At 62.9% G+C, this 17,166-nt stretch carries 15 protein-coding genes; 9 read left to right on the top strand and 6 right to left on the bottom strand.

Going from position 1 to position 17,166, the window contains the following annotated elements; genetic code table 11:
* Positions 1–58: 58 nt before the first annotated feature.
* The gene (gene pdxR, locus JKP78_RS09080; protein WP_200626568.1) at positions 59–1,597 is read left to right on the top strand and encodes a MocR-like pyridoxine biosynthesis transcription factor PdxR; all 1,539 of its coding nucleotides are present in this window, start codon (positions 59–61) and stop codon (positions 1,595–1,597) included.
* A gap of 80 nt (positions 1,598–1,677) precedes the next feature.
* Here pdxR and JKP78_RS09075 read toward each other — a convergent pair whose 3' ends face one another.
* From JKP78_RS09075 to aspA, 4 genes are all read right to left on the bottom strand, one after another.
* Positions 1,678–2,781 carry a polyamine ABC transporter substrate-binding protein gene (locus JKP78_RS09075; protein WP_200626567.1) on the bottom strand — a complete coding sequence of 368 codons (1,104 nt, stop codon included), beginning with the start codon at positions 2,779–2,781 and terminating at the stop codon, positions 1,678–1,680.
* A complete protein-coding gene (locus JKP78_RS09070) occupies positions 2,782–3,825 on the bottom strand; it encodes a histone deacetylase family protein (protein ID WP_186683998.1) in 1,044 nt (347 codons plus the stop codon). It lies immediately after the preceding gene.
* 152 nt (positions 3,826–3,977) lie between these two features.
* The gene (locus tag JKP78_RS09065; protein ID WP_170033870.1) at positions 3,978–4,970 is read right to left on the bottom strand and encodes an AraC family transcriptional regulator; all 993 of its coding nucleotides are present in this window, start codon (positions 4,968–4,970) and stop codon (positions 3,978–3,980) included.
* 181 nt (positions 4,971–5,151) lie between these two features.
* Positions 5,152–6,576 carry an aspartate ammonia-lyase gene (gene aspA / locus JKP78_RS09060; protein ID WP_003260072.1) on the bottom strand — a complete coding sequence of 475 codons (1,425 nt, stop codon included), beginning with the start codon at positions 6,574–6,576 and terminating at the stop codon, positions 5,152–5,154.
* Positions 6,577–6,758: 182 nt separating this feature from the next.
* Here aspA and JKP78_RS09055 point away from each other — a divergent pair, with 182 nt between their 5' ends.
* The 5 genes from JKP78_RS09055 (at position 6,759) to JKP78_RS09035 (ending at position 10,372) form a co-directional block, all read left to right on the top strand.
* On the top strand, positions 6,759–7,691 hold the full coding sequence (locus tag JKP78_RS09055) for a LysR substrate-binding domain-containing protein (RefSeq protein ID WP_170033868.1): 933 nt from the start codon (positions 6,759–6,761) through the stop codon (positions 7,689–7,691).
* A 171-nt stretch (positions 7,692–7,862) separates the two neighbouring features.
* Positions 7,863–8,354, top strand: a complete 492-nt coding sequence (purE, locus tag JKP78_RS09050; RefSeq protein ID WP_170033866.1) for a 5-(carboxyamino)imidazole ribonucleotide mutase — start codon at positions 7,863–7,865, stop codon at positions 8,352–8,354.
* Between the two features lie 10 nt (positions 8,355–8,364).
* Positions 8,365–9,447 (top strand): 5-(carboxyamino)imidazole ribonucleotide synthase, encoded by a 1,083-nt coding sequence (locus tag JKP78_RS09045; RefSeq protein ID WP_170033864.1) that lies wholly within the window; start codon positions 8,365–8,367, stop codon positions 9,445–9,447.
* A gap of 97 nt (positions 9,448–9,544) precedes the next feature.
* A complete protein-coding gene (locus JKP78_RS09040; protein WP_003253308.1) occupies positions 9,545–9,790 on the top strand; it encodes a GlsB/YeaQ/YmgE family stress response membrane protein in 246 nt (81 codons plus the stop codon).
* Positions 9,791–9,838: 48 nt separating this feature from the next.
* Positions 9,839–10,372, top strand: a complete 534-nt coding sequence (locus JKP78_RS09035) for a DUF3299 domain-containing protein (RefSeq protein WP_170033862.1) — start codon at positions 9,839–9,841, stop codon at positions 10,370–10,372.
* Positions 10,373–10,463: 91 nt separating this feature from the next.
* Here JKP78_RS09035 and JKP78_RS09030 read toward each other — a convergent pair whose 3' ends face one another.
* Together JKP78_RS09030 and JKP78_RS09025 are read right to left on the bottom strand one after the other, a co-directional pair.
* Positions 10,464–11,360, bottom strand: coding sequence for a D-hexose-6-phosphate mutarotase (locus JKP78_RS09030; protein ID WP_200626566.1), 897 nt, complete (start codon positions 11,358–11,360; stop codon positions 10,464–10,466).
* A gap of 71 nt (positions 11,361–11,431) precedes the next feature.
* Positions 11,432–11,830 (bottom strand): acyl-CoA thioesterase, encoded by a 399-nt coding sequence (locus tag JKP78_RS09025; protein WP_003253317.1) that lies wholly within the window; start codon positions 11,828–11,830, stop codon positions 11,432–11,434.
* A 362-nt stretch (positions 11,831–12,192) separates the two neighbouring features.
* Here JKP78_RS09025 and JKP78_RS09020 point away from each other — a divergent pair, with 362 nt between their 5' ends.
* From JKP78_RS09020 to JKP78_RS09010, 3 genes are all read left to right on the top strand, one after another.
* Positions 12,193–13,482 (top strand): MFS transporter, encoded by a 1,290-nt coding sequence (locus tag JKP78_RS09020; protein WP_170033858.1) that lies wholly within the window; start codon positions 12,193–12,195, stop codon positions 13,480–13,482.
* Between the two features lie 234 nt (positions 13,483–13,716).
* Positions 13,717–14,715, top strand: a complete 999-nt coding sequence (locus JKP78_RS09015) for a phosphate ABC transporter substrate-binding protein PstS (RefSeq protein WP_186684000.1) — start codon at positions 13,717–13,719, stop codon at positions 14,713–14,715.
* A 139-nt stretch (positions 14,716–14,854) separates the two neighbouring features.
* Entirely contained in the window at positions 14,855–17,143 is a 2,289-nt protein-coding gene (locus JKP78_RS09010) for an ABC transporter permease subunit (protein WP_186684001.1), read from the top strand.
* The last annotated feature ends 23 nt before the right edge of the window (positions 17,144–17,166 follow it).

Below are 17,166 nucleotides of genomic sequence, written 5' to 3'. Positions count from 1 at the left end.
GGCAGGCTATTGGTTCCATGTAAGAGCCATTGCTGGCTGTTCTGATAGGTCCAATGCCATGACCGAGCGCCCTTTAGTGTTGCCCTTCGACCCTGCCGGCATCGTACTGGATCGCCGCCGCGGGCTCAGCCAGCAGCTGTACCAGGCGCTGCGTGCGCGGGTGCTCGACGGGCGTCTGAGCAGCGGCACGCGGCTGCCGGCTACGCGCGATCTGGCTGCCATGCTGGCGCTGTCACGCAACAGCGTGGTGCGTGCCTACGACCAGCTGTATGCCGAGGGCTTCATCGAAAGCCGGGTAGGTGATGGCACCTATGTCAGCCAGCTACCTAAACTATCCACACAAGTATCCACAGGGTTATCCCGTGGTTTATCAACAGGTTTATCCACAAAATTTGTAGAAGGTACTGGAAATTTATCCAGCCAGCCACGCGCCAGCGAGCCTTTGCGGCGCCTGGAAAATAACCATTTGCTACCGCCAAGAAGTGGTGCGCCGCGAGCGTTTCGGCTTGGTATTCCGGCGTTCGATTTGTTCCCGTTCGACGTGTGGGCCAAGCTGCAGGCGGGTTTCTGGCGCAACCCGGCGCCTGCGCAGCTCGGTTATGGCGACCCGGCAGGGGAGCCGCAACTGCGCGAGTTGGTCGCCGCCTACTTGCGTAGCTCGCGTGGGTTGAGCTGTACAGCTGCACAAATTGTGATCACCAGTGGTGCGCAGCAGGCGATCAGCCTTTGTGCACAGCTGCTGTTGCAGCCGGGAGACGGTGTGGCTGTGGAAAACCCAGGTTACCGGGCGGCGGGACATGCCTTTGCGTTGGCCGGTGGCAGGTTGCATGGCGTGCCGGTGGACGAGGATGGTTTGGACTGCCGCTGGCTGGGGCAATTGTCCGATTGCCGGCTCGCCTATGTCACGCCGGCTCACCAGTACCCGACCGGGGTGACCATGAGCCTGGCGCGGCGCCTGGAACTGCTGGCCTGGGCCGAGCGAAGCGGTGGCTGGATCATCGAAGACGACTATGACGGCGAATATCGCTACAGCGGCGCGCCCCTGGCTCCGCTGGCGTCGCTCGACCGGAACGGGCGGGTGCTGTATGTCGGTACATTCGGCAAGATCGCCTTCCCGGCACTGCGCCTTGGCTACCTGGTGCTGCCGCCGTCGCTGGCGCAGGCGTTCAGCCAGGGCAGGGCACTGGCGATGCGGCACTCGGAGGTCAGCAGCCAATGCGTGATGGCCGAATTCATGGCACGGGGGCATTTCCAGCGGCATATCCGGCGCATGCGCAAGGCGGCCTTGAGCCGACGCAACGTGCTCAAGGCCGGTTGGCCTGTGGATATACCGGGCTTGGGAAGCATGCCGGAAGTGGCAGCCGGGCTGCACGTCAAGGTGGTTGTGGATAATTTAGCCCTGGAACAAGAGCTGGTAGCCAAGGCTGAAGGTGTGGGGGTGGAGATGACTCCGCTGAGTAATTTCTGGCTCGCTGACAGCACCGAGCCTGTGGATAAGCGGGCAGGACTGGTGCTTGGATTCGCGGCGGTGCCGGAGGGTGAGATTGCCGAGGCCTTGCTGAAATTGCGCAAGGCCTGGCGCCCGCTTCGCGGGTAAACCCACTCCCCAAGGGGCTGCACCGCACCTGCGGCCAGCGCTCCCCCTGTGGGAGCGGGCTTGCCCGCGAAGCAGGCGACTCAGGTGCCGGACTTGATCCGCGTCCAGGCCCGCGTGCGTGCCCGCTCGGCATCCCGCGCCAGAGGCTTGAGGGTATACAGCTTGGTCATCGCCTCCGCCGTCGGGTACAGGTTGGGGTTGTTGCGAATCGTCGGGTTCACTTTGTCGCTGGCATCCTTGTTGGGGTTCGGGTAGCCGACAAAATCGCTGATCGGTGCAATTACCTCAGGCCGCAGCAGGTAGTTGATGAACGCATGCGCGTCTTCCGGGTTGGCTGCATTCTTCGGAATTGCCAGCATATCGAACCAGATTGGCGCTCCTTCCTTGGGCAGGCGCATGTCCACCACCACGCCATTCTTCGCATCGCGGGCGCGGTTGGCGGCCTGGGAGAAGCTGCCGCTGTAGCCGACCGCCACGCAGATATCACCGTTGGCTATGTCCGCCATGTATTTCGAGGAGTGGAAATAGGTGATGTAGGGGCGGATTTTCAGCATCAGTGCCTCGGCCTGCTTGTAGTCGGCCGGCTTGTCGCTGTTTGGCGGCAGGCCCAGGTGCTGCAAGGCCAGCGGCAGGATCTCCGACGGCGAGTCGAGCAGTGCCACGCCACACTGCTTGAGCTTGGCGATGTTCTCTTCCTTGAAGATCAGGTCCCAGCTGTCCACTGGCGCGTTGTCGCCGAGCGCAGCCTTGACCTTGGCCGGGTTGAAGCCGATCAGCACGGTACCGTACATGTAAGGCACGGCAAACTTGTTGTCCGGGTCGTTGGCTTCGATCAGCTTCATCAGGGACGGGTCCAGATGTTGCCAGTTCGGCAGCTTGCTGCGGTCCAGTGGCTGGAACACCCCGGCTTCGATCTGCTTGGCCAGGAACACGTTGGATGGCACCACCACGTCATAGCCGGAGTTGCCGGTCAGTAGCTTGGCTTCCAGCGCCTCGTTGGTGTCGAAGATGTCGTAGATCAGCTTTACACCGCTGTCCTTCTGGAACTCGGTGAGGGTTTGCGGGGTGATGTAGTCGAACCAGTTGTATACCCGCAGGGTACGCTGTTCGGCCTGGGCCTGCAGGGCGCCGGTAAACAGCGTGGCGGCGATGAACGGGGCGAGCAGGTGCTTGAGTCGGACCATTTAGCGGGCTCCTGGTTGGCTGCGCTGGAAGCCTTCCAGCACATTGACTGCGTTGATACCGATTTCTTCGACAGCGTAGCCGCCCTCCATCACGAACAGGGTCGGTTTGCCGAGCTGCGCGATGCGCTTGCCCATCTCCAGGTAGTCCGGGCTGTCCAGCTTGAACTGCGAGATCGGGTCGTCCTTGAAGGTGTCCACGCCGAGCGAGATCACCAGTACGTCGGCGTCATAGGCTTCGATGCGCTGGCAGGCGTCCTCCAAGGCAGCGCTCCAGGCAGTCCAGTCGCTGCCGGCGGGCAGTGGGTAGTTGATGTTGCAGCCTTCTCCGGGACCGTCGCCGGTTTCGTCGGCATAGCCGAGGAAGAATGGGAATTCGTCCTGCGGGTCGCCATGGATCGAAGCGAAGAACACATCCCCGCGGCGGTAGAAGATGTCCTGGGTGCCGTTGCCATGGTGATAGTCGACGTCGAGGATGGCGACTTTGTGCCGGCCCTGGTCGAGAAACGCCTGGGCGGCGATGGCGGCGTTGTTCAGGTAGCAATAGCCGCCCATGACTTCGCCGGCGGCGTGGTGTCCTGGTGGGCGGCACAGGGCAAACGCCGAGTGAGCGCCCTGCTGGATGGCGGCCTGGGCGGTGAGGGCCACCTGGGCGGCGCTGTAGGCAGCCTGCCAGGTACCGGCGGTGATCGGTGCCCCGGCATCGAAGCTGTAGTAGCCCAGCTCACCGTGCAGGCCGCTGGGCTTTTTCTGGCGCAGGGTGCGGGCTGGCCAGGTGAACGGCAGCAGGTCGCCTTCCTGGCCCAATGCGGCCCAGCGCGCCCAGGCGCCTTCGAAGAAGTCCAGGTAGGCGGCGCTGTGGATGCGCAGGAGCGGTGCGCGGCCGAAGTCGGTAGGGCCCTGGATGTCGCCGAGGTTGCGCTTTTTTACCTGTTCGAGCACATGGTCGGCGCGCGAAGGCATTTCGAAGCAGGGCATCAGCTTGCCGTCTATCAGCTCGCAGCGGCCATGGTGCAGGCGGTGGTCATCGGAATAGATCGTCAGCATTGTTGTTCTCCCTTGGACACTGGCGTTGGCCCATTCTCGGGTGGACGCCAGTAGGGGAGAACGACGCAAACGGCCAAAAGGGGATCGATGTGGCCAGGCTCTTTGGCCGGCTTTCCCTGTGCCGGCCCCTGCCCGGGGCACGGCTGGCGCGGTCAACCGCGAAAATGGCTGGGAGCTACACCACTCCAACGCTGGAAGGCATGGCGGAAACTGGCCGTCTCGCTGAACCCCAGCGTTTCGGCAATCCGGTAGATCGGCATCTGATTGTCGGCCAGCAGCTGCTTGGCCCGCTCGAACCTCAGCTCATCCAGCAGTTGTTGATAACTGCTGCCCAAGGCCTGCAAATGCCGACGCAGGGTACGCGATGAACAGTTCATCTGCCGCGCCAGGCCCTCCAGCCCGGGCGCCGCATCCAGTTGCTGCGCCAGCAGTTGGCGGATCCGCCCCAGCCAGGCCTGGCGGCCAGTGAATTCCAGGTTCAGGCGCCGGCAACGTTCGCTCATGGCCTTGTGGGTAATCGGGTCGGCCAGCGGCAGCGGCGTGTCCAGCCAGCGGCGTTCGAAAGCAAAGGCATTGGTCTCGGCGTCGAAACCGACCGGGCACTGGAATGCATCGGCATAGAGCGCGTGGTAGCTGGGCCGAGGGTGCTCGAAGCGGGCGCCCAGCAGCGGCAGTGGGCGGCCGAGCAGGTCGTCGCAGATGACTTTCAGCGAAACCAGGCAGAACTCGGCGTTGAAGGCGGTCAGTGCCGGGCTGTCATGGCAATCGCTGGCGCTGAACCAGACCCGCTGGCCGTCGTCGAGCAAACGCAGCTTGAAGACTGTTCCCAGCAGTGCCGGATACTGCAACGCCAGGCGCAAGGCGTCACCCAAAGTGGCACTGGAGAGCAGGGCGTAACCGAGCATGCCGTAGCACGACACATGCATGCGCCGGCCCAGTTCCAGGCCGATGTCCTCGCGCCGGGCAACGGCGTTGGCGCATACCTGCAGTTCCTGCTGGGTGGTGATGCGCGCATCGGCATGCCCCAGGTCTGCCGGGCCGATGCCGCTGCCGGCCAACAGCGCCGACGCCTCGCAACCATCGGCCTGGAAGACGTTGAGGATCAGCGAAACCGCGTTGAGGGTAGTCAGGTGGCTGTGCAGCATGCTGGGAAGTCCCGTTGGCCTGGGACGCATTATGGAGCAAGTTGTGTGCCGATATCCCGAGGGCTGCGCAGGAGCCCGAGAATCCGCAGGCAAAAAAAGGCCCGAAGCATAGGCTCGGGCCTTGTAAAGGTTGAGAGGTGTCTAGTCCCTCGACCTGGTGAGACTGTTTACAGCGGCCTGGTTACGCCTTCAGCGGTACCAGACGGGGAGCGATCATGTTTTCCGGGCGCAGGATGTCGTCGAGCATCGCGTCGTCCAGCAGCTTCTCCTCGCGCACCAGTTCCAGTACGCCGCGGCCGGTTTCCAGGGCAACGCGGGCGATGCGGGTGGCGTTTTCGTAGCCGATGTACGGGTTCAGGGCGGTGACCAGGCCGATCGAGTGTTCGACCAGTTCGCGGCAGCGCTGTTCGTTGGCAGTGATGCCGACGATGCAGTGCTCGCGCAGCATGTCCATGGCGCGCTGGAGCAGGCGGATCGAGTCGAAGATCTTGTAGGCGATCAGCGGTTCCATCACGTTCAGCTGCAGCTGGCCACCTTCAGCGGCGACGGTCAGGGCCAGGTCGTTGCCCATGATGGCGAAGGCCACCTGGTTGACCGCTTCCGGAATAACCGGGTTGACCTTGCCTGGCATGATCGAGCTGCCTGGCTGGCGCGCCGGCAGGTTGATCTCGTTGATGCCGGTGCGCGGGCCGCTGGACAGCAGGCGCAGGTCGTTGCAGATCTTCGACAGCTTGACGGCGGTACGCTTGAGCATGCCGGAGAACAGCACGAAGGCGCCCATGTCGGAGGTGGCTTCGATCAGGTCGGCAGCCGGTACCAGCGGTTGGCCGCTGATGGCAGCCAGGCGCTGTACGGCCAGGGCCTGGTAGCCCGGGTCGGCGTTGATGCCGGTGCCGATGGCGGTACCACCCAGGTTGATTTCGGTCAGCAGTTCCGGAGCCAGCGAACGCAGGCGCTGCAGGTCTTCGGTCATGGTGGTGGCGAAGGCGCGGAATTCCTGGCCCAGGGTCATCGGCACGGCGTCCTGCAGCTGGGTACGGCCCATCTTCAGTACGTGGTCGAACTCTTTACCCTTGGCAGCGAAGGCCTGGATCAGGCTGTCGAGGCTGGCCAGCAGGGCGTCGTGACCCAGCAGCAGGCCCAGACGGATGGCCGTCGGGTAGGCGTCGTTGGTCGACTGCGCCATGTTCACGTCGTTGTTCGGGTGCAGGTACTGGTACTCACCCTTCTGGTGGCCCATGGCCTCCAGCGCGACGTTGGCAATGACTTCGTTCGCGTTCATGTTGGTGGAAGTACCGGCACCACCCTGGATCATGTCGACCACGAACTGGTCGTGGTAGTCGCCTTTGATCAGGCGGGCGCAGGCTGCGGTGATGGCAGCATGCTTGGCATCGCTCAGGTGACCCAGCTCACGGTTGGCGTCGGCAGCGGCCTGCTTGACCATGGCCAGGGCCACGACCAGCTTCGGGTAGTGCGACAGCGGAACACCGGAGAGGTGGAAGTTGTTGGCAGCGCGCAGGGTCTGGATGCCGTAGTAGGCATCGGCAGGGACTTCAAGGGTACCAAGCAGATCTTTTTCGACGCGGAACGATGCAGCGGAGGACATGATGGATATCATCTCGATTTTGACCCGGCACATGCCGGAATGGCGCCAATCCTAGGCCTGAAGGCGATTTTGCGGCAAATGCTGTTGCACGCTAACCTATGCACAAACGGCATAGTGTTTCATGTGACGCCAATTGACATTCGAGCGTGTTCCATTTTGGTGCATGCCAGGAGATGTACTTCGTGAACCTTGAAAGCAAATGGCTGGAAGACTTCAGCGCGCTGGCGGCTACGCGCAGTTTTTCCCAGGCGGCAGAACGGCGTTTCGTGACCCAACCCGCATTCAGCCGACGCATCCGCAGCCTGGAAGCGGCGTTGGGGCTACAACTGGTGAACCGTTCCCGCACGCCGATAGAACTGACCGAGGCTGGCCAGCTGTTTCTGGTCACGGCACGTACGGTTGTCGACCAGTTGAGCGAAATTCTTCGCCATTTGCATCATCTTGAGGGCGGGCAGGGCGAAGTGGTGCAAGTAGCTGCGGCCCACTCGCTGGCCTCGGGCTTTTTCCCCCGTTGGGTGGCCCAGTTGCGCAATGACGGCCTGAACATCGCCACCCGCCTGGTTGCGACCAACGTCGGCGATGCCGTGCATGCCTTGCGCGAAGGCGGCTGCGACCTGATGCTGGCGTTCTATGACCCGGACGCCGCGCTGCAGATGGACGCCGAAATCTTCCCGTCGCTGCACATGGGCACCACCGAAATGCTGCCGGTGTGCGCGGTGGACGCCGACGGCAAGCCGTTGTTCGATCTCGAAGGCGAGGGCAGCGTGCCACTGCTGGCCTATACCGCCGGCGCGTTCCTCGGCCGTTCGGTCAACTTGCTGCTGCGCCAGCGCAACCTGCGCTATACCACGGTCTATGAAACTGCCATGGCCGACAGCCTCAAGAGCATGGCGCTGGAGGGCATGGGCATCGCCTGGGTACCGCGCCTGTCGATGCGTGGCGAGCTCGAACGGGGTGAGCTGGCAATCTGCGGCGGCAGCCAGTGGCATGTGCCGCTGGAAATCCGTCTGTATCGCTGCGCCCTGGTACGCAAGGCCAATGTCAGGCTGCTGTGGCGCAAGCTCGAGGGGGCGGCAATGGTTGACTCGAAAGTCAGCCAAAGCCCCGAAAAATAAGGGGCGACAGTTGGTCGCCGGGGTGCCTTAAACGCACCACCTTACGATATACTGCGCGGCCTTTCGACCGGATGCGTCCGGTCCTGATCAGCAAACAAGCCACGCCGGCCGTCCCGCGTGGCTTGTTGTTTTTTGACGCGCCCAAGGGCGCACAAGCGAAGAGGCTCGACGATGAGTGCACTGGTTGGCGTGATCATGGGCTCCAAGTCCGATTGGTCCACCCTTAGCCACACCGCCGATATGCTGGAAAAACTCGGCATTCCCTACGAAGTGAAGGTGGTTTCCGCCCACCGCACCCCGGACTTGCTGTTCCAGTACGCCGAAGAGGCTGAAGGGCGGGGCATCGAGGTGATCATCGCCGGTGCCGGTGGTGCAGCCCACCTGCCTGGCATGTGCGCGGCCAAGACCCACCTGCCGGTGCTGGGCGTGCCGGTGCAATCGTCGATGTTGTCGGGCGTCGATTCGCTGCTGTCGATCGTGCAGATGCCTGCCGGCGTGCCGGTTGCTACCCTGGCCATCGGCCGGGCTGGTGCTGTCAATGCCGCGCTGCTGTCGGCCAGCATCCTCGGTGCCAAATACCCGCAGTACCACACGGCGCTCAAGCAGTTCCGCACGGAGCAGACCGAGACCGTGCTGGACAACCCAGACCCGCGCCAGGCTTGAGGCTCTACCCATGAAGATCGGTGTAATCGGTGGCGGCCAGCTGGGCCGCATGCTGGCCCTGGCGGGTACCCCGCTGGGCATGAACTTCGCCTTCCTCGACCCGGCACCGGACGCCTGCGCCGCGCCACTGGGCGAGCACCTGCGCGCCGACTACGGCGACCAGGACCACCTGCGCCAATTGGCCGACGAAGTCGACCTGGTCACCTTCGAGTTCGAAAGCGTCCCGGCCGAGACCGTGGCCTTCCTTTCGCAATTCGTACCGGTGTACCCCAGCGCCGAAGCGCTGCGTATCGCCCGCGACCGCCTGTTCGAGAAAAGCATGTTCCGCGACCTGGGTATCCCTACCCCGGCATTCGCCGACATCCTCTCGCAGGCAGACCTGGACGCCGCAGTGGCCAGCATCGGCCTGCCGGCCGTGCTGAAAACCCGCACCCTGGGTTACGACGGCAAGGGCCAGAAGGTACTGCGCACGGCTGAGGACGTGGTCGGTACCTTCGCCGAGCTGGGCAGTGTGCCGTGCCTGCTGGAAGGCTTCGTCCCGTTCACCGGCGAAGTGTCGCTGGTGGCCGTACGTGCCCGCGATGGCGAAACCCGCTTCTACCCGCTGGTGCACAACACCCATGAAAGCGGCATCCTGCGCCTGTCGGTCGCCAGCCAGGCGCACCCGCTGCAGGCCCTGGCCGAGGACTACGTGGGCCGCGTGCTCAAGCAACTCGACTATGTCGGCGTGCTGGCCTTCGAGTTCTTCGAAGTCGACGGCGGCCTGAAGGCCAACGAGATCGCCCCGCGCGTACACAACTCCGGGCACTGGACCATCGAAGGCGCCGAGTGCAGCCAGTTCGAGAACCACCTGCGTGCCGTCGCCGGCCTGCCACTGGGTTCGACTGCCAAGGTGGGCGAGAGCGCGATGCTCAACTTCATCGGTGAAGTGCCGGCTGTGGACAAGGTGATCGCCATCGATGATTGCCATCTGCACCACTACGGCAAGGCGTTCAAGGCCGGGCGCAAGGTTGGCCACGCCACCCTGCGTTGCCACGACATGGCAACCCTGGAGCGCAAGATTGCCGAAGTAGAAGCCCTGATCGACAACTGATCGAACTTCTACCAGCGGCATGCCCTCTGAAATGGCAACAAGCCAAAGCGCTGTCTAGGCTTTGGCTTGTTCCATTCTTCATTGCAGAGGGATCGCCATGGGCATCATTGGAACCATCTTCATCGGCCTCATCGTCGGCCTGCTGGCCCGCTTCATCAAACCGGGCGACGACAGCATGGGCTGGATCATGACCATCCTGCTGGGTATCGCCGGCTCCCTGTTGGCCACCTATGGCGGCCAGGCGCTGGGCATCTACCAGGCCGGGCAGGCTGCAGGCTTCCTTGGCGCCCTGGTGGGTGCGGTCGTTCTGCTGGTGATCTACGGATTCATCAAGAAGCGTTGAATACTGGGTAGAATGCCCGGCAATTCTTCCGAGTTGCCGAGCATTTCCATGCGTGCCTTTTTCCTCGCCCCCTTGCTGTTGGCCAGTGCCCTGGCCCATGCCGAGCTGCCCGAAACCGACTGGCTTGAGCTGATGCCCAAGTCGGACCAGAAGGCGCTCGAGCAGATGCCCGAAATCGACCACAATTCGCCGGAAGCCATGGGTACCTTTACCGCCAAGGGCGGCCTCAAGCAAAGCAAGGGCTTGCCGGCGGTGATGTACTCGACCAAGACCGTGGCGGCGATGAACGGCAAGGACATCCGCCTGGGCGGTTACCCTGTGCCGCTGGAGAGCGACGCCAAGGGCAACAGCACGCTGTTCTTCCTGGTGCCGTACCCGGGCGCCTGCATCCATGTGCCGCCACCACCGCCGAACCAGTTGGTCCTGGTGCGCTACCCGAAAGGCCTGAAGATCGATGACATCTACACACCGCTGTGGGTCAGCGGCACGCTGAAGGTGGAAAAGGTCAGCAACGACCTGGCCGATGCCGCCTATGCGCTGGATGCCCAGAAGGTGAGGGTGGTGGAGGATGCCGACCTCTGATGCCTTGCGGCGCGCCTCAGGTGACCGCGTACCCTTGTAGGAGCGGCCTTGTGTCGCGAAAGGACCGCACAGCGGTCCCGAGTGCTTCAGATCAAAGCGCTTCGCTCGCCACTACCAGGCCAAGCGAATGAGTTGCCCCTGGCTTCAACTCCACCAGGTCATCCCACACATTCGCCGTCTCGATGCACAGCATCCGCTGCCAGCCATCATCGGCCATGTCCGGCAACTCCCTGGCCCGCTCGGTCCAAGGGTTCCAGATCACCGCCGAACGTGACCCGCTGCTGGCCAGGGTGATCCGCCGGTTCCAGTGCGGGTCGACAATGCTCAGTTGCGGCGGGGTGGCGAGGTAGATGCGGTCAGTCTCACCGCTGAACGCCAGCGCGCCCTGCTGCTGGCGCTGCTCCCAGTCGGCCAGGGTCTCGATGTAGCCCAGCCCTGCGACACCTTCAACCCGCACTTGCCGCACATCGCTGACTGCAAAGTAGCTGTGCAGGGCCTGGCTGAGGGTGACCGGGGTATTGCCCATGTTGCGGCTGGTCAGCTTCAGTTTCAGCTCAGCGCCCAGTTCCACCAGCAACTTCAGCTCCACGTCGTGGGGCCAGTCGGGCAGCTTGCCCTGCGCTTCGGGCAGCTCGAACTCGATACGCAGCCCGTCGCCCGCTTCTTCGATGCCCAGCAGTTGCCAGTCACGGGTCCGTGCCAGGCCGTGGGCAGGTGCCTGTTCGCCGTGGTACATGGCCTGCACGGCCTGTGGGTTGCGCTGCAGGTTGCCGAACCACGGCCAGCATACCGGTATCCCGGCACGCACCGACTTGCCCTGGTGGAAGATGGCCTGGTCGCTCAGCCACAACAGCGGTGGCTGGCCAACGCACTGGTAGCTGAGGATCTGCGCGCCCTGCTGGGCGATCAGTAGTTCGGCGTGGTTGCTGCTGATACGCCAGCAGTTGAGTTCGCCATGTTGCTCGCTTACGACCTGGAAGGAAGCCATTGTGTTCATCTCATTGATTGCCAGTGGGCCTTGGACCCGGGCACATGCAATGAGTTTACCGCCGGCGTGGCTCAGCGACGAGGTACGGAGCGGGTACGGCCACTGCCGTCGATGGCGACGAAGACGAACACCGCTTCGGTGACCTTGCGCCATTCGCTGGACAGCGGGTCGTCGCTCCACACTTCGACCATCATCTGGATCGAGCTGCGGCCGATTTCCAGGGTCTGGGTATAGAAGGACAATTGTGCGCCAACGGCCACTGGCACCAGGAAAGCCATGCGGTCGATGGCCACGGTGGCCACACGGCCGCCGGCGACACGGCTGGCCATGGCGGTACCGGCCAGGTCCATCTGGGCGACCAACCAGCCGCCAAAGATATCGCCAAACCCGTTGGTCTCGCGCGGGAGTGCGGTGATCTGCAAGGCCAGGTCGCCCTGCGGGATAGGATCTTCTTGTTCGAGCTCAATCATGCGATGGGGCCTCTGACCCGTGACGCTTTTCGTTGGTGTGGCGCAAAGGCCGGGTAAACGATTCAGCTTGAAACATACTACGCCGATTTCGTTTCACTGGGCGGCCGTAGGGAAACTCTGCGAAACCGCCTGACAATAATGACCGGCGTTTTCGCACAACATCCCACGTTAGGAGCAACCTTTTCCTACGAATCGCCAGTATATAGAGCATAACGGCCAGCGACGACCGCGCATTCATGAATATGTGTATGGATTTTGTATCGCTTTCGGCGCAGCTCGGCAATTTGCTATCTTCGTCCGTTACCAATCCAGAAGCCGCGTGCCAAGCGGCCTGCATGCCCCTACAAAGAGAACAATCAGCGATGACCTCCGTGCCGAGCAGTATCGAGCAGCCCTCGCGGCCGCTGACCCGCAGTGACTACAAGACTCTCTCTCTGTCCGCATTGGGCGGCGCGCTGGAGTTCTACGACTTCATCATCTTCGTGTTTTTCGCCACGGTGGTCGGCAAGCTGTTCTTCCCCGCCGACATGCCCGAATGGCTGCGCCTGATGCAGACCTTCGGCATTTTCGCCGCCGGCTACCTGGCGCGACCGCTGGGCGGCATCATCATGGCCCATTTCGGTGACCTGCTCGGGCGCAAGAAGATGTTCACCCTGAGTATCTTCATGATGGCCCTGCCAACACTGATCATGGGCCTGTTGCCGACCTATGCGCAGATCGGCCTGTGGGCGCCGGTCCTGCTGTTGCTGATGCGCGTGATCCAGGGTGCGGCAATCGGTGGCGAGGTGCCGGGGGCCTGGGTGTTCGTGTCCGAGCACGTGCCGGCACGCAACACCGGCTACGCCTGCGGGACCCTCACGGCCGGCCTGACCGCGGGCATCCTGCTCGGCTCGCTGGTGGCGACCCTGATCAACAGCGTCTACAGCGCAGAGGAAGTGGCCGATTACGCCTGGCGTATCCCGTTCCTGCTTGGCGGTGTGTTCGGCCTGTTCTCGGTGTACCTGCGTCGCTGGTTGCACGAAACCCCGGTGTTTGCCGAGATGCAGCAGCGCAAGGCGCTGGCCGAGGAACTGCCGCTGCGTGCCGTGCTGCGTGACCATCGTGGCCCGATCGTGCTGTCGATGCTGCTGACCTGGATGCTGTCTGCCGGCATCGTGGTGGTCATCCTGATGACGCCGGCGCTGCTGCAGAGCATCTATCACATCAGCCCCACCGATTCCCTCAAGGCCAACAGCCTGGCAATCGTACTGCTCAGCTTCGGCTGCATCGGCGCTGGCAGCCTGGCCGACCGCTTTGGCGCGGGCCGGGTGTTCGTGATCGGCAGCCTGCTGCTGCTGGCGAGCTCCTGGACCTTCTACCACAGCCTGCCGACCCGGCCCGAGCTGCTGTTCCCGCTGTATGCAGTGACCGGTTTGTGTGTGGGTGTGATCGGTGCGGTGCCTTATGTGATGGTCAAGGCGTTTCCGGCGGTGGTGCGGTTCAGCGGGCTGTCGTTCTCGTACAACGTGGCCTACGCGATTTTTGGCGGGTTGACGCCGATGGTGGTGACTGCGCTGTTGAAAGTGAGCCCGATGGCGCCTGCCTACTATGTGGCAGGGTTGTGTGCCGTTGGTCTGCTGGTGGGGCTGTACCTGCTCAGCAACAAGCGCTGACCTGTTGCAGGAGCGGCCTTGTGTCGCGATGGGCTGCGCAGCAGCCCCGGCAATTCGTGCCGGGTTCGCCATGTCTGGGGCTGCTGCGCAGCCCATCGCGACACAAGGTGTTGCCAGGCAGCTGATGATGGCCTTTCATCCAATTGTCACATTCAAGTCATATCGTATTCATGCGGCCTGCAGATACTTGGGCCCGTTCCATCCAACACCCCCTATTCCTGCTAGGAGCAAGGCATGAAACTGAAGCGTTTGATGGCGGCCCTCACCTTTGCCGCCGCTGGCGTTGCAACCGCCAACGCGGTAGCCGCTGTCGATCCTGCAATCCCGACCTACACCAAGACCACCGGTGTTTCGGGCAACCTCTCCAGCGTCGGTTCCGACACCCTCGCGAACCTGATGACTCTGTGGGCCGAGGCCTACAAGAAGGAATACCCGAACGTAAACATCCAGATCCAGGCTGCCGGCTCCTCCACCGCGCCACCCGCGCTGACCGAAGGTACCGCCAACCTCGGCCCGATGAGCCGCAAGATGAAGGATGTCGAGCTGCAGGCCTTCGAGCAGAAGTACGGCTACAAGCCAACCGCCATCCCGGTTGCCGTCGATGCCCTGGCCGTGTTCGTGCACAAGGACAACCCGATCAAGGGCCTGACCATGGCTCAGGTCGACGCCATCTTCTCGTCCACCCGCCTGTGTGGCGCCAAAGCCGACGTCAAGACCTGGGGTGACCTGGGCGTGACCGGCGACCTGGCCAACAAGCCAATCCAGCTGTTCGGCCGCAACTCGGTATCCGGCACCTATGGCTACTTCAAGGAAGAAGCCCTGTGCAAAGGCGACTTCAAGCCTAACGTCAACGAACAGCCTGGTTCGGCTTCGGTCGTGCAGTCGATCAGCTCCTCGCTGAACGGCATCGGCTACTCGGGCATCGGCTACAAGACCGCCAGCGTCAAGACTGTTGCCCTGGCCAAGAAAGAAGGCGGCGAGTTCGTTGAAGACAACGAAACCAACGCCCTGAACGGCAAATACCCGCTGTCGCGCTTCCTCTACGTCTACGTCAACAAGGCGCCGAACAAGCCTCTGGCCCCGCTGGAAGCCGAGTTCGTCAAGCTGGTGCTGTCGCAAGCTGGCCAGCAGGTCGTGGTGAAGGATGGCTACATCCCGCTGCCGGCCAAAGTCATCGACAAGACCCTGGCTGACCTGGGCCTGTCCCACGCCGGTAACGTCGTAAAGAAGTAACTGACTGAGGGGGAGGCCGGTACTGCTGCCTGGCCTCTTCCACGAATTCCCAGCCCGAAGCCAGGCTTCCTGTGCGGCGGGCTTTCGTGCGTCACTACATTGTCATGTTTTTGTCATACGGGACCGCTAGGGTGTGCGCATGAATGATCTGGCCAACTCCACAATGACTCCAAATTCCCAGCCCGAGCGGATTGACTTCAATACGCCGGAGTTGCAACGCAAGCGCCGCATGCGCGCACTCAAGGACCGCCTGACCCGCTGGTATGTACTGGTGGGCGGGCTTGCCGTGTTGGCGGCAATCACCCTGATCTTCTTCTACCTGGCCTATGTGGTACTGCCGCTGTTCCAGGGCGCCGAGTTGACCAGCAAGAAGGCGCTGGAGCCAACCTGGCTGCAACAGGATGCCGGCAAGCCGCTGATGATCGCGCTTGAAGAGCAGAACCTGGTGGGCATGCGCGTTTCGGACAAGGGCCAGGTACTGTTCTTCGATACCAAGACCGGTAACGCGCTCAAGCGGGTCGACCTGCCGCTGCCGGCAGGCGCCCAGGTGACCTCGATCAGTACCGACCAGCCAGGGAGCCCGCTGGTGGTGCTGGGCTTGTCCAATGGCCAGGCCCTGGTGTTCCACCACAGCTACAAGATTACCTACCCCGACAACAAGAAAACCATCGACCCCGGTATCGACTACCCGTACGGCGAGCAGCCGTTCGTGCTCGATGACCAGGGCCAGGCGCTGGATCACGTCAGCGTCAACGTCAATGGCGACGTCCTGCTGCTGGCTGGCTCCACTGGCGCGCACCTGCAGGTGGTCGAGCTGACCCGTAGCGAAAACATGATGACCGGCGAGGTCACCACCGAGCAGAACCGCATCGAACTGCCGCAAATGACCGAAACGGTGAAGAACATCTTCATCGACCCGCGTCAGCATTGGCTGTACGTGATCAACGGCCGCGCCACTGCCGACGTCTTCAGCCTGCGCGACAAGAGCCTCAACGGCCGCTACAAGCTCTCTGAAAGCGCGGACACCGAAATTACCGCCACGGCCCAGCTGGTTGGCGGCATCTCGCTGATCATGGGTGACTCCAAAGGTGGTCTGACCCAGTGGTTCATGGCCCGCGACCCGGATGGCGAGTCGCGCTTCAAGCAGATTCGCAGCTTCCAGATGGGCAAGGCCCCGATCGTGCAGATCGACGCCGAGGAGCGCCGCAAGGGCTTCATCGCCCTGGATGCCGAGGGCAAACTGGGCGTGTTCCACAGCACCGCGCACCGTACCCTGCTGGTCGAGCAGGCTGCCGAAGGCGCCGGCATCCTGGCCCTGTCGCCACGCGCCAACCGCATCATGATCGAAGAGGGCGGCAAGCTGCTGCCGCTGAGCCTGCGTAACCCGCATCCGGAAATTTCCTTCAGCGCGCTGTGGGGCAAGGTCTGGTACGAGAACTATGACGAGCCCAAGTACGTCTGGCAGTCGACTGCCTCGAATACCGACTTCGAGCCCAAGCTGAGCCTGTCGCCGCTGACCTTCGGTACCCTCAAGGCGGCGTTCTACGCCATGGTGCTGGCGGCGCCGCTGGCAATTGCCGCAGCCATCTACACCGCCTACTTCATGGCCCCGGGCATGCGCCGCAAGGTCAAGCCGGTGATCGAACTGATGGAAGCGATGCCGACGGTGATCCTTGGCTTCTTCGCCGGCCTGTTCCTCGCGCCCTACCTGGAAGGTCACCTGCCGGGTGTGTTCAGCCTGTTCGTGATCATGCCGATCGGCATCCTGGCAGCAGGCTTTGCCTGGAGCCGGCTGCCCGAGTCGATCCGCCTGCGCATTCCGGACGGCTGGGAGGCGGCCATCCTGATTCCGGTGATCCTGGTGATCGGCTGGTTCGCCTTGTACATGAGCCCGCTGCTGGAAACCTGGTTCTTCGGCGGCGACATGCGCCTGTGGATCACCCGCGACCTGGGTATCACCTACGACCAGCGCAACGCCCTGGTGGTGGGTATCGCCATGGGCTTCGCGGTCATCCCGAACATCTACTCCATCGCCGAAGATGCCGTGTTCAGCGTGCCGCGCAGCCTGACCCTGGGCTCCCTGGCGCTCGGCGCCACGCCCTGGCAGACCCTGACCCGCGTCGTCATCCTCACCGCCAGCCCGGGTATCTTCTCGGCGCTGATGATCGGTATGGGCCGTGCGGTGGGCGAGACCATGATCGTGCTGATGGCCACCGGCAACACCCCGGTGATGGAGCTGAACCTGTTCGAAGGCATGCGTACCCTGGCCGCCAACGTGGCGGTGGAAATGCCTGAGTCGGAAGTCGGCGGCAGCCACTATCGCGTGTTGTTCCTGGCCGCGCTGGTATTGCTGATGTTCACCTTCATCATGAACACCTTGGCCGAGCTGATTCGCCAGCGTCTGCGCAAGAAATACTCGTCGCTTTGATAGAAAGGTAGCGATCCGTGAAA

Source organism: Pseudomonas sp. LAM2023 (assembly GCF_016620375.1).
Taxonomy (GTDB): domain Bacteria; phylum Pseudomonadota; class Gammaproteobacteria; order Pseudomonadales; family Pseudomonadaceae; genus Aquipseudomonas; species Aquipseudomonas anuradhapurensis.
This window is presented reverse-complemented; position numbering and strand designations above follow the sequence as displayed.

Excerpts from the sequence above, each read along its gene's own strand:
- JKP78_RS09045 (WP_170033864.1), top strand. The coding sequence starts at position 8,365 with ATGAAGATCGGTGTAATCGGTGGCGGCCAGCTGGGCCGCATGCTGGCC.
- JKP78_RS09010 (WP_186684001.1), top strand. The coding sequence starts at position 14,855 with ATGAATGATCTGGCCAACTCCACAATGACTCCAAATTCCCAGCCCGAG.
- purE (WP_170033866.1), top strand. The coding sequence starts at position 7,863 with ATGAGTGCACTGGTTGGCGTGATCATGGGCTCCAAGTCCGATTGGTCC.
- JKP78_RS09065 (WP_170033870.1), bottom strand. The coding sequence starts at position 4,970 with ATGCTGCACAGCCACCTGACTACCCTCAACGCGGTTTCGCTGATCCTC.
- JKP78_RS09040 (WP_003253308.1), top strand. The coding sequence starts at position 9,545 with ATGGGCATCATTGGAACCATCTTCATCGGCCTCATCGTCGGCCTGCTG.
- JKP78_RS09025 (WP_003253317.1), bottom strand. The coding sequence starts at position 11,830 with ATGATTGAGCTCGAACAAGAAGATCCTATCCCGCAGGGCGACCTGGCC.
- aspA (WP_003260072.1), bottom strand. The coding sequence starts at position 6,576 with ATGTCCTCCGCTGCATCGTTCCGCGTCGAAAAAGATCTGCTTGGTACC.
- JKP78_RS09020 (WP_170033858.1), top strand. The coding sequence starts at position 12,193 with ATGACCTCCGTGCCGAGCAGTATCGAGCAGCCCTCGCGGCCGCTGACC.
- pdxR (WP_200626568.1), top strand. The coding sequence starts at position 59 with ATGACCGAGCGCCCTTTAGTGTTGCCCTTCGACCCTGCCGGCATCGTA.
- JKP78_RS09015 (WP_186684000.1), top strand. The coding sequence starts at position 13,717 with ATGAAACTGAAGCGTTTGATGGCGGCCCTCACCTTTGCCGCCGCTGGC.
- JKP78_RS09030 (WP_200626566.1), bottom strand. The coding sequence starts at position 11,360 with ATGGCTTCCTTCCAGGTCGTAAGCGAGCAACATGGCGAACTCAACTGC.
- JKP78_RS09035 (WP_170033862.1), top strand. The coding sequence starts at position 9,839 with ATGCGTGCCTTTTTCCTCGCCCCCTTGCTGTTGGCCAGTGCCCTGGCC.
- JKP78_RS09070 (WP_186683998.1), bottom strand. The coding sequence starts at position 3,825 with ATGCTGACGATCTATTCCGATGACCACCGCCTGCACCATGGCCGCTGC.
- JKP78_RS09075 (WP_200626567.1), bottom strand. The coding sequence starts at position 2,781 with ATGGTCCGACTCAAGCACCTGCTCGCCCCGTTCATCGCCGCCACGCTG.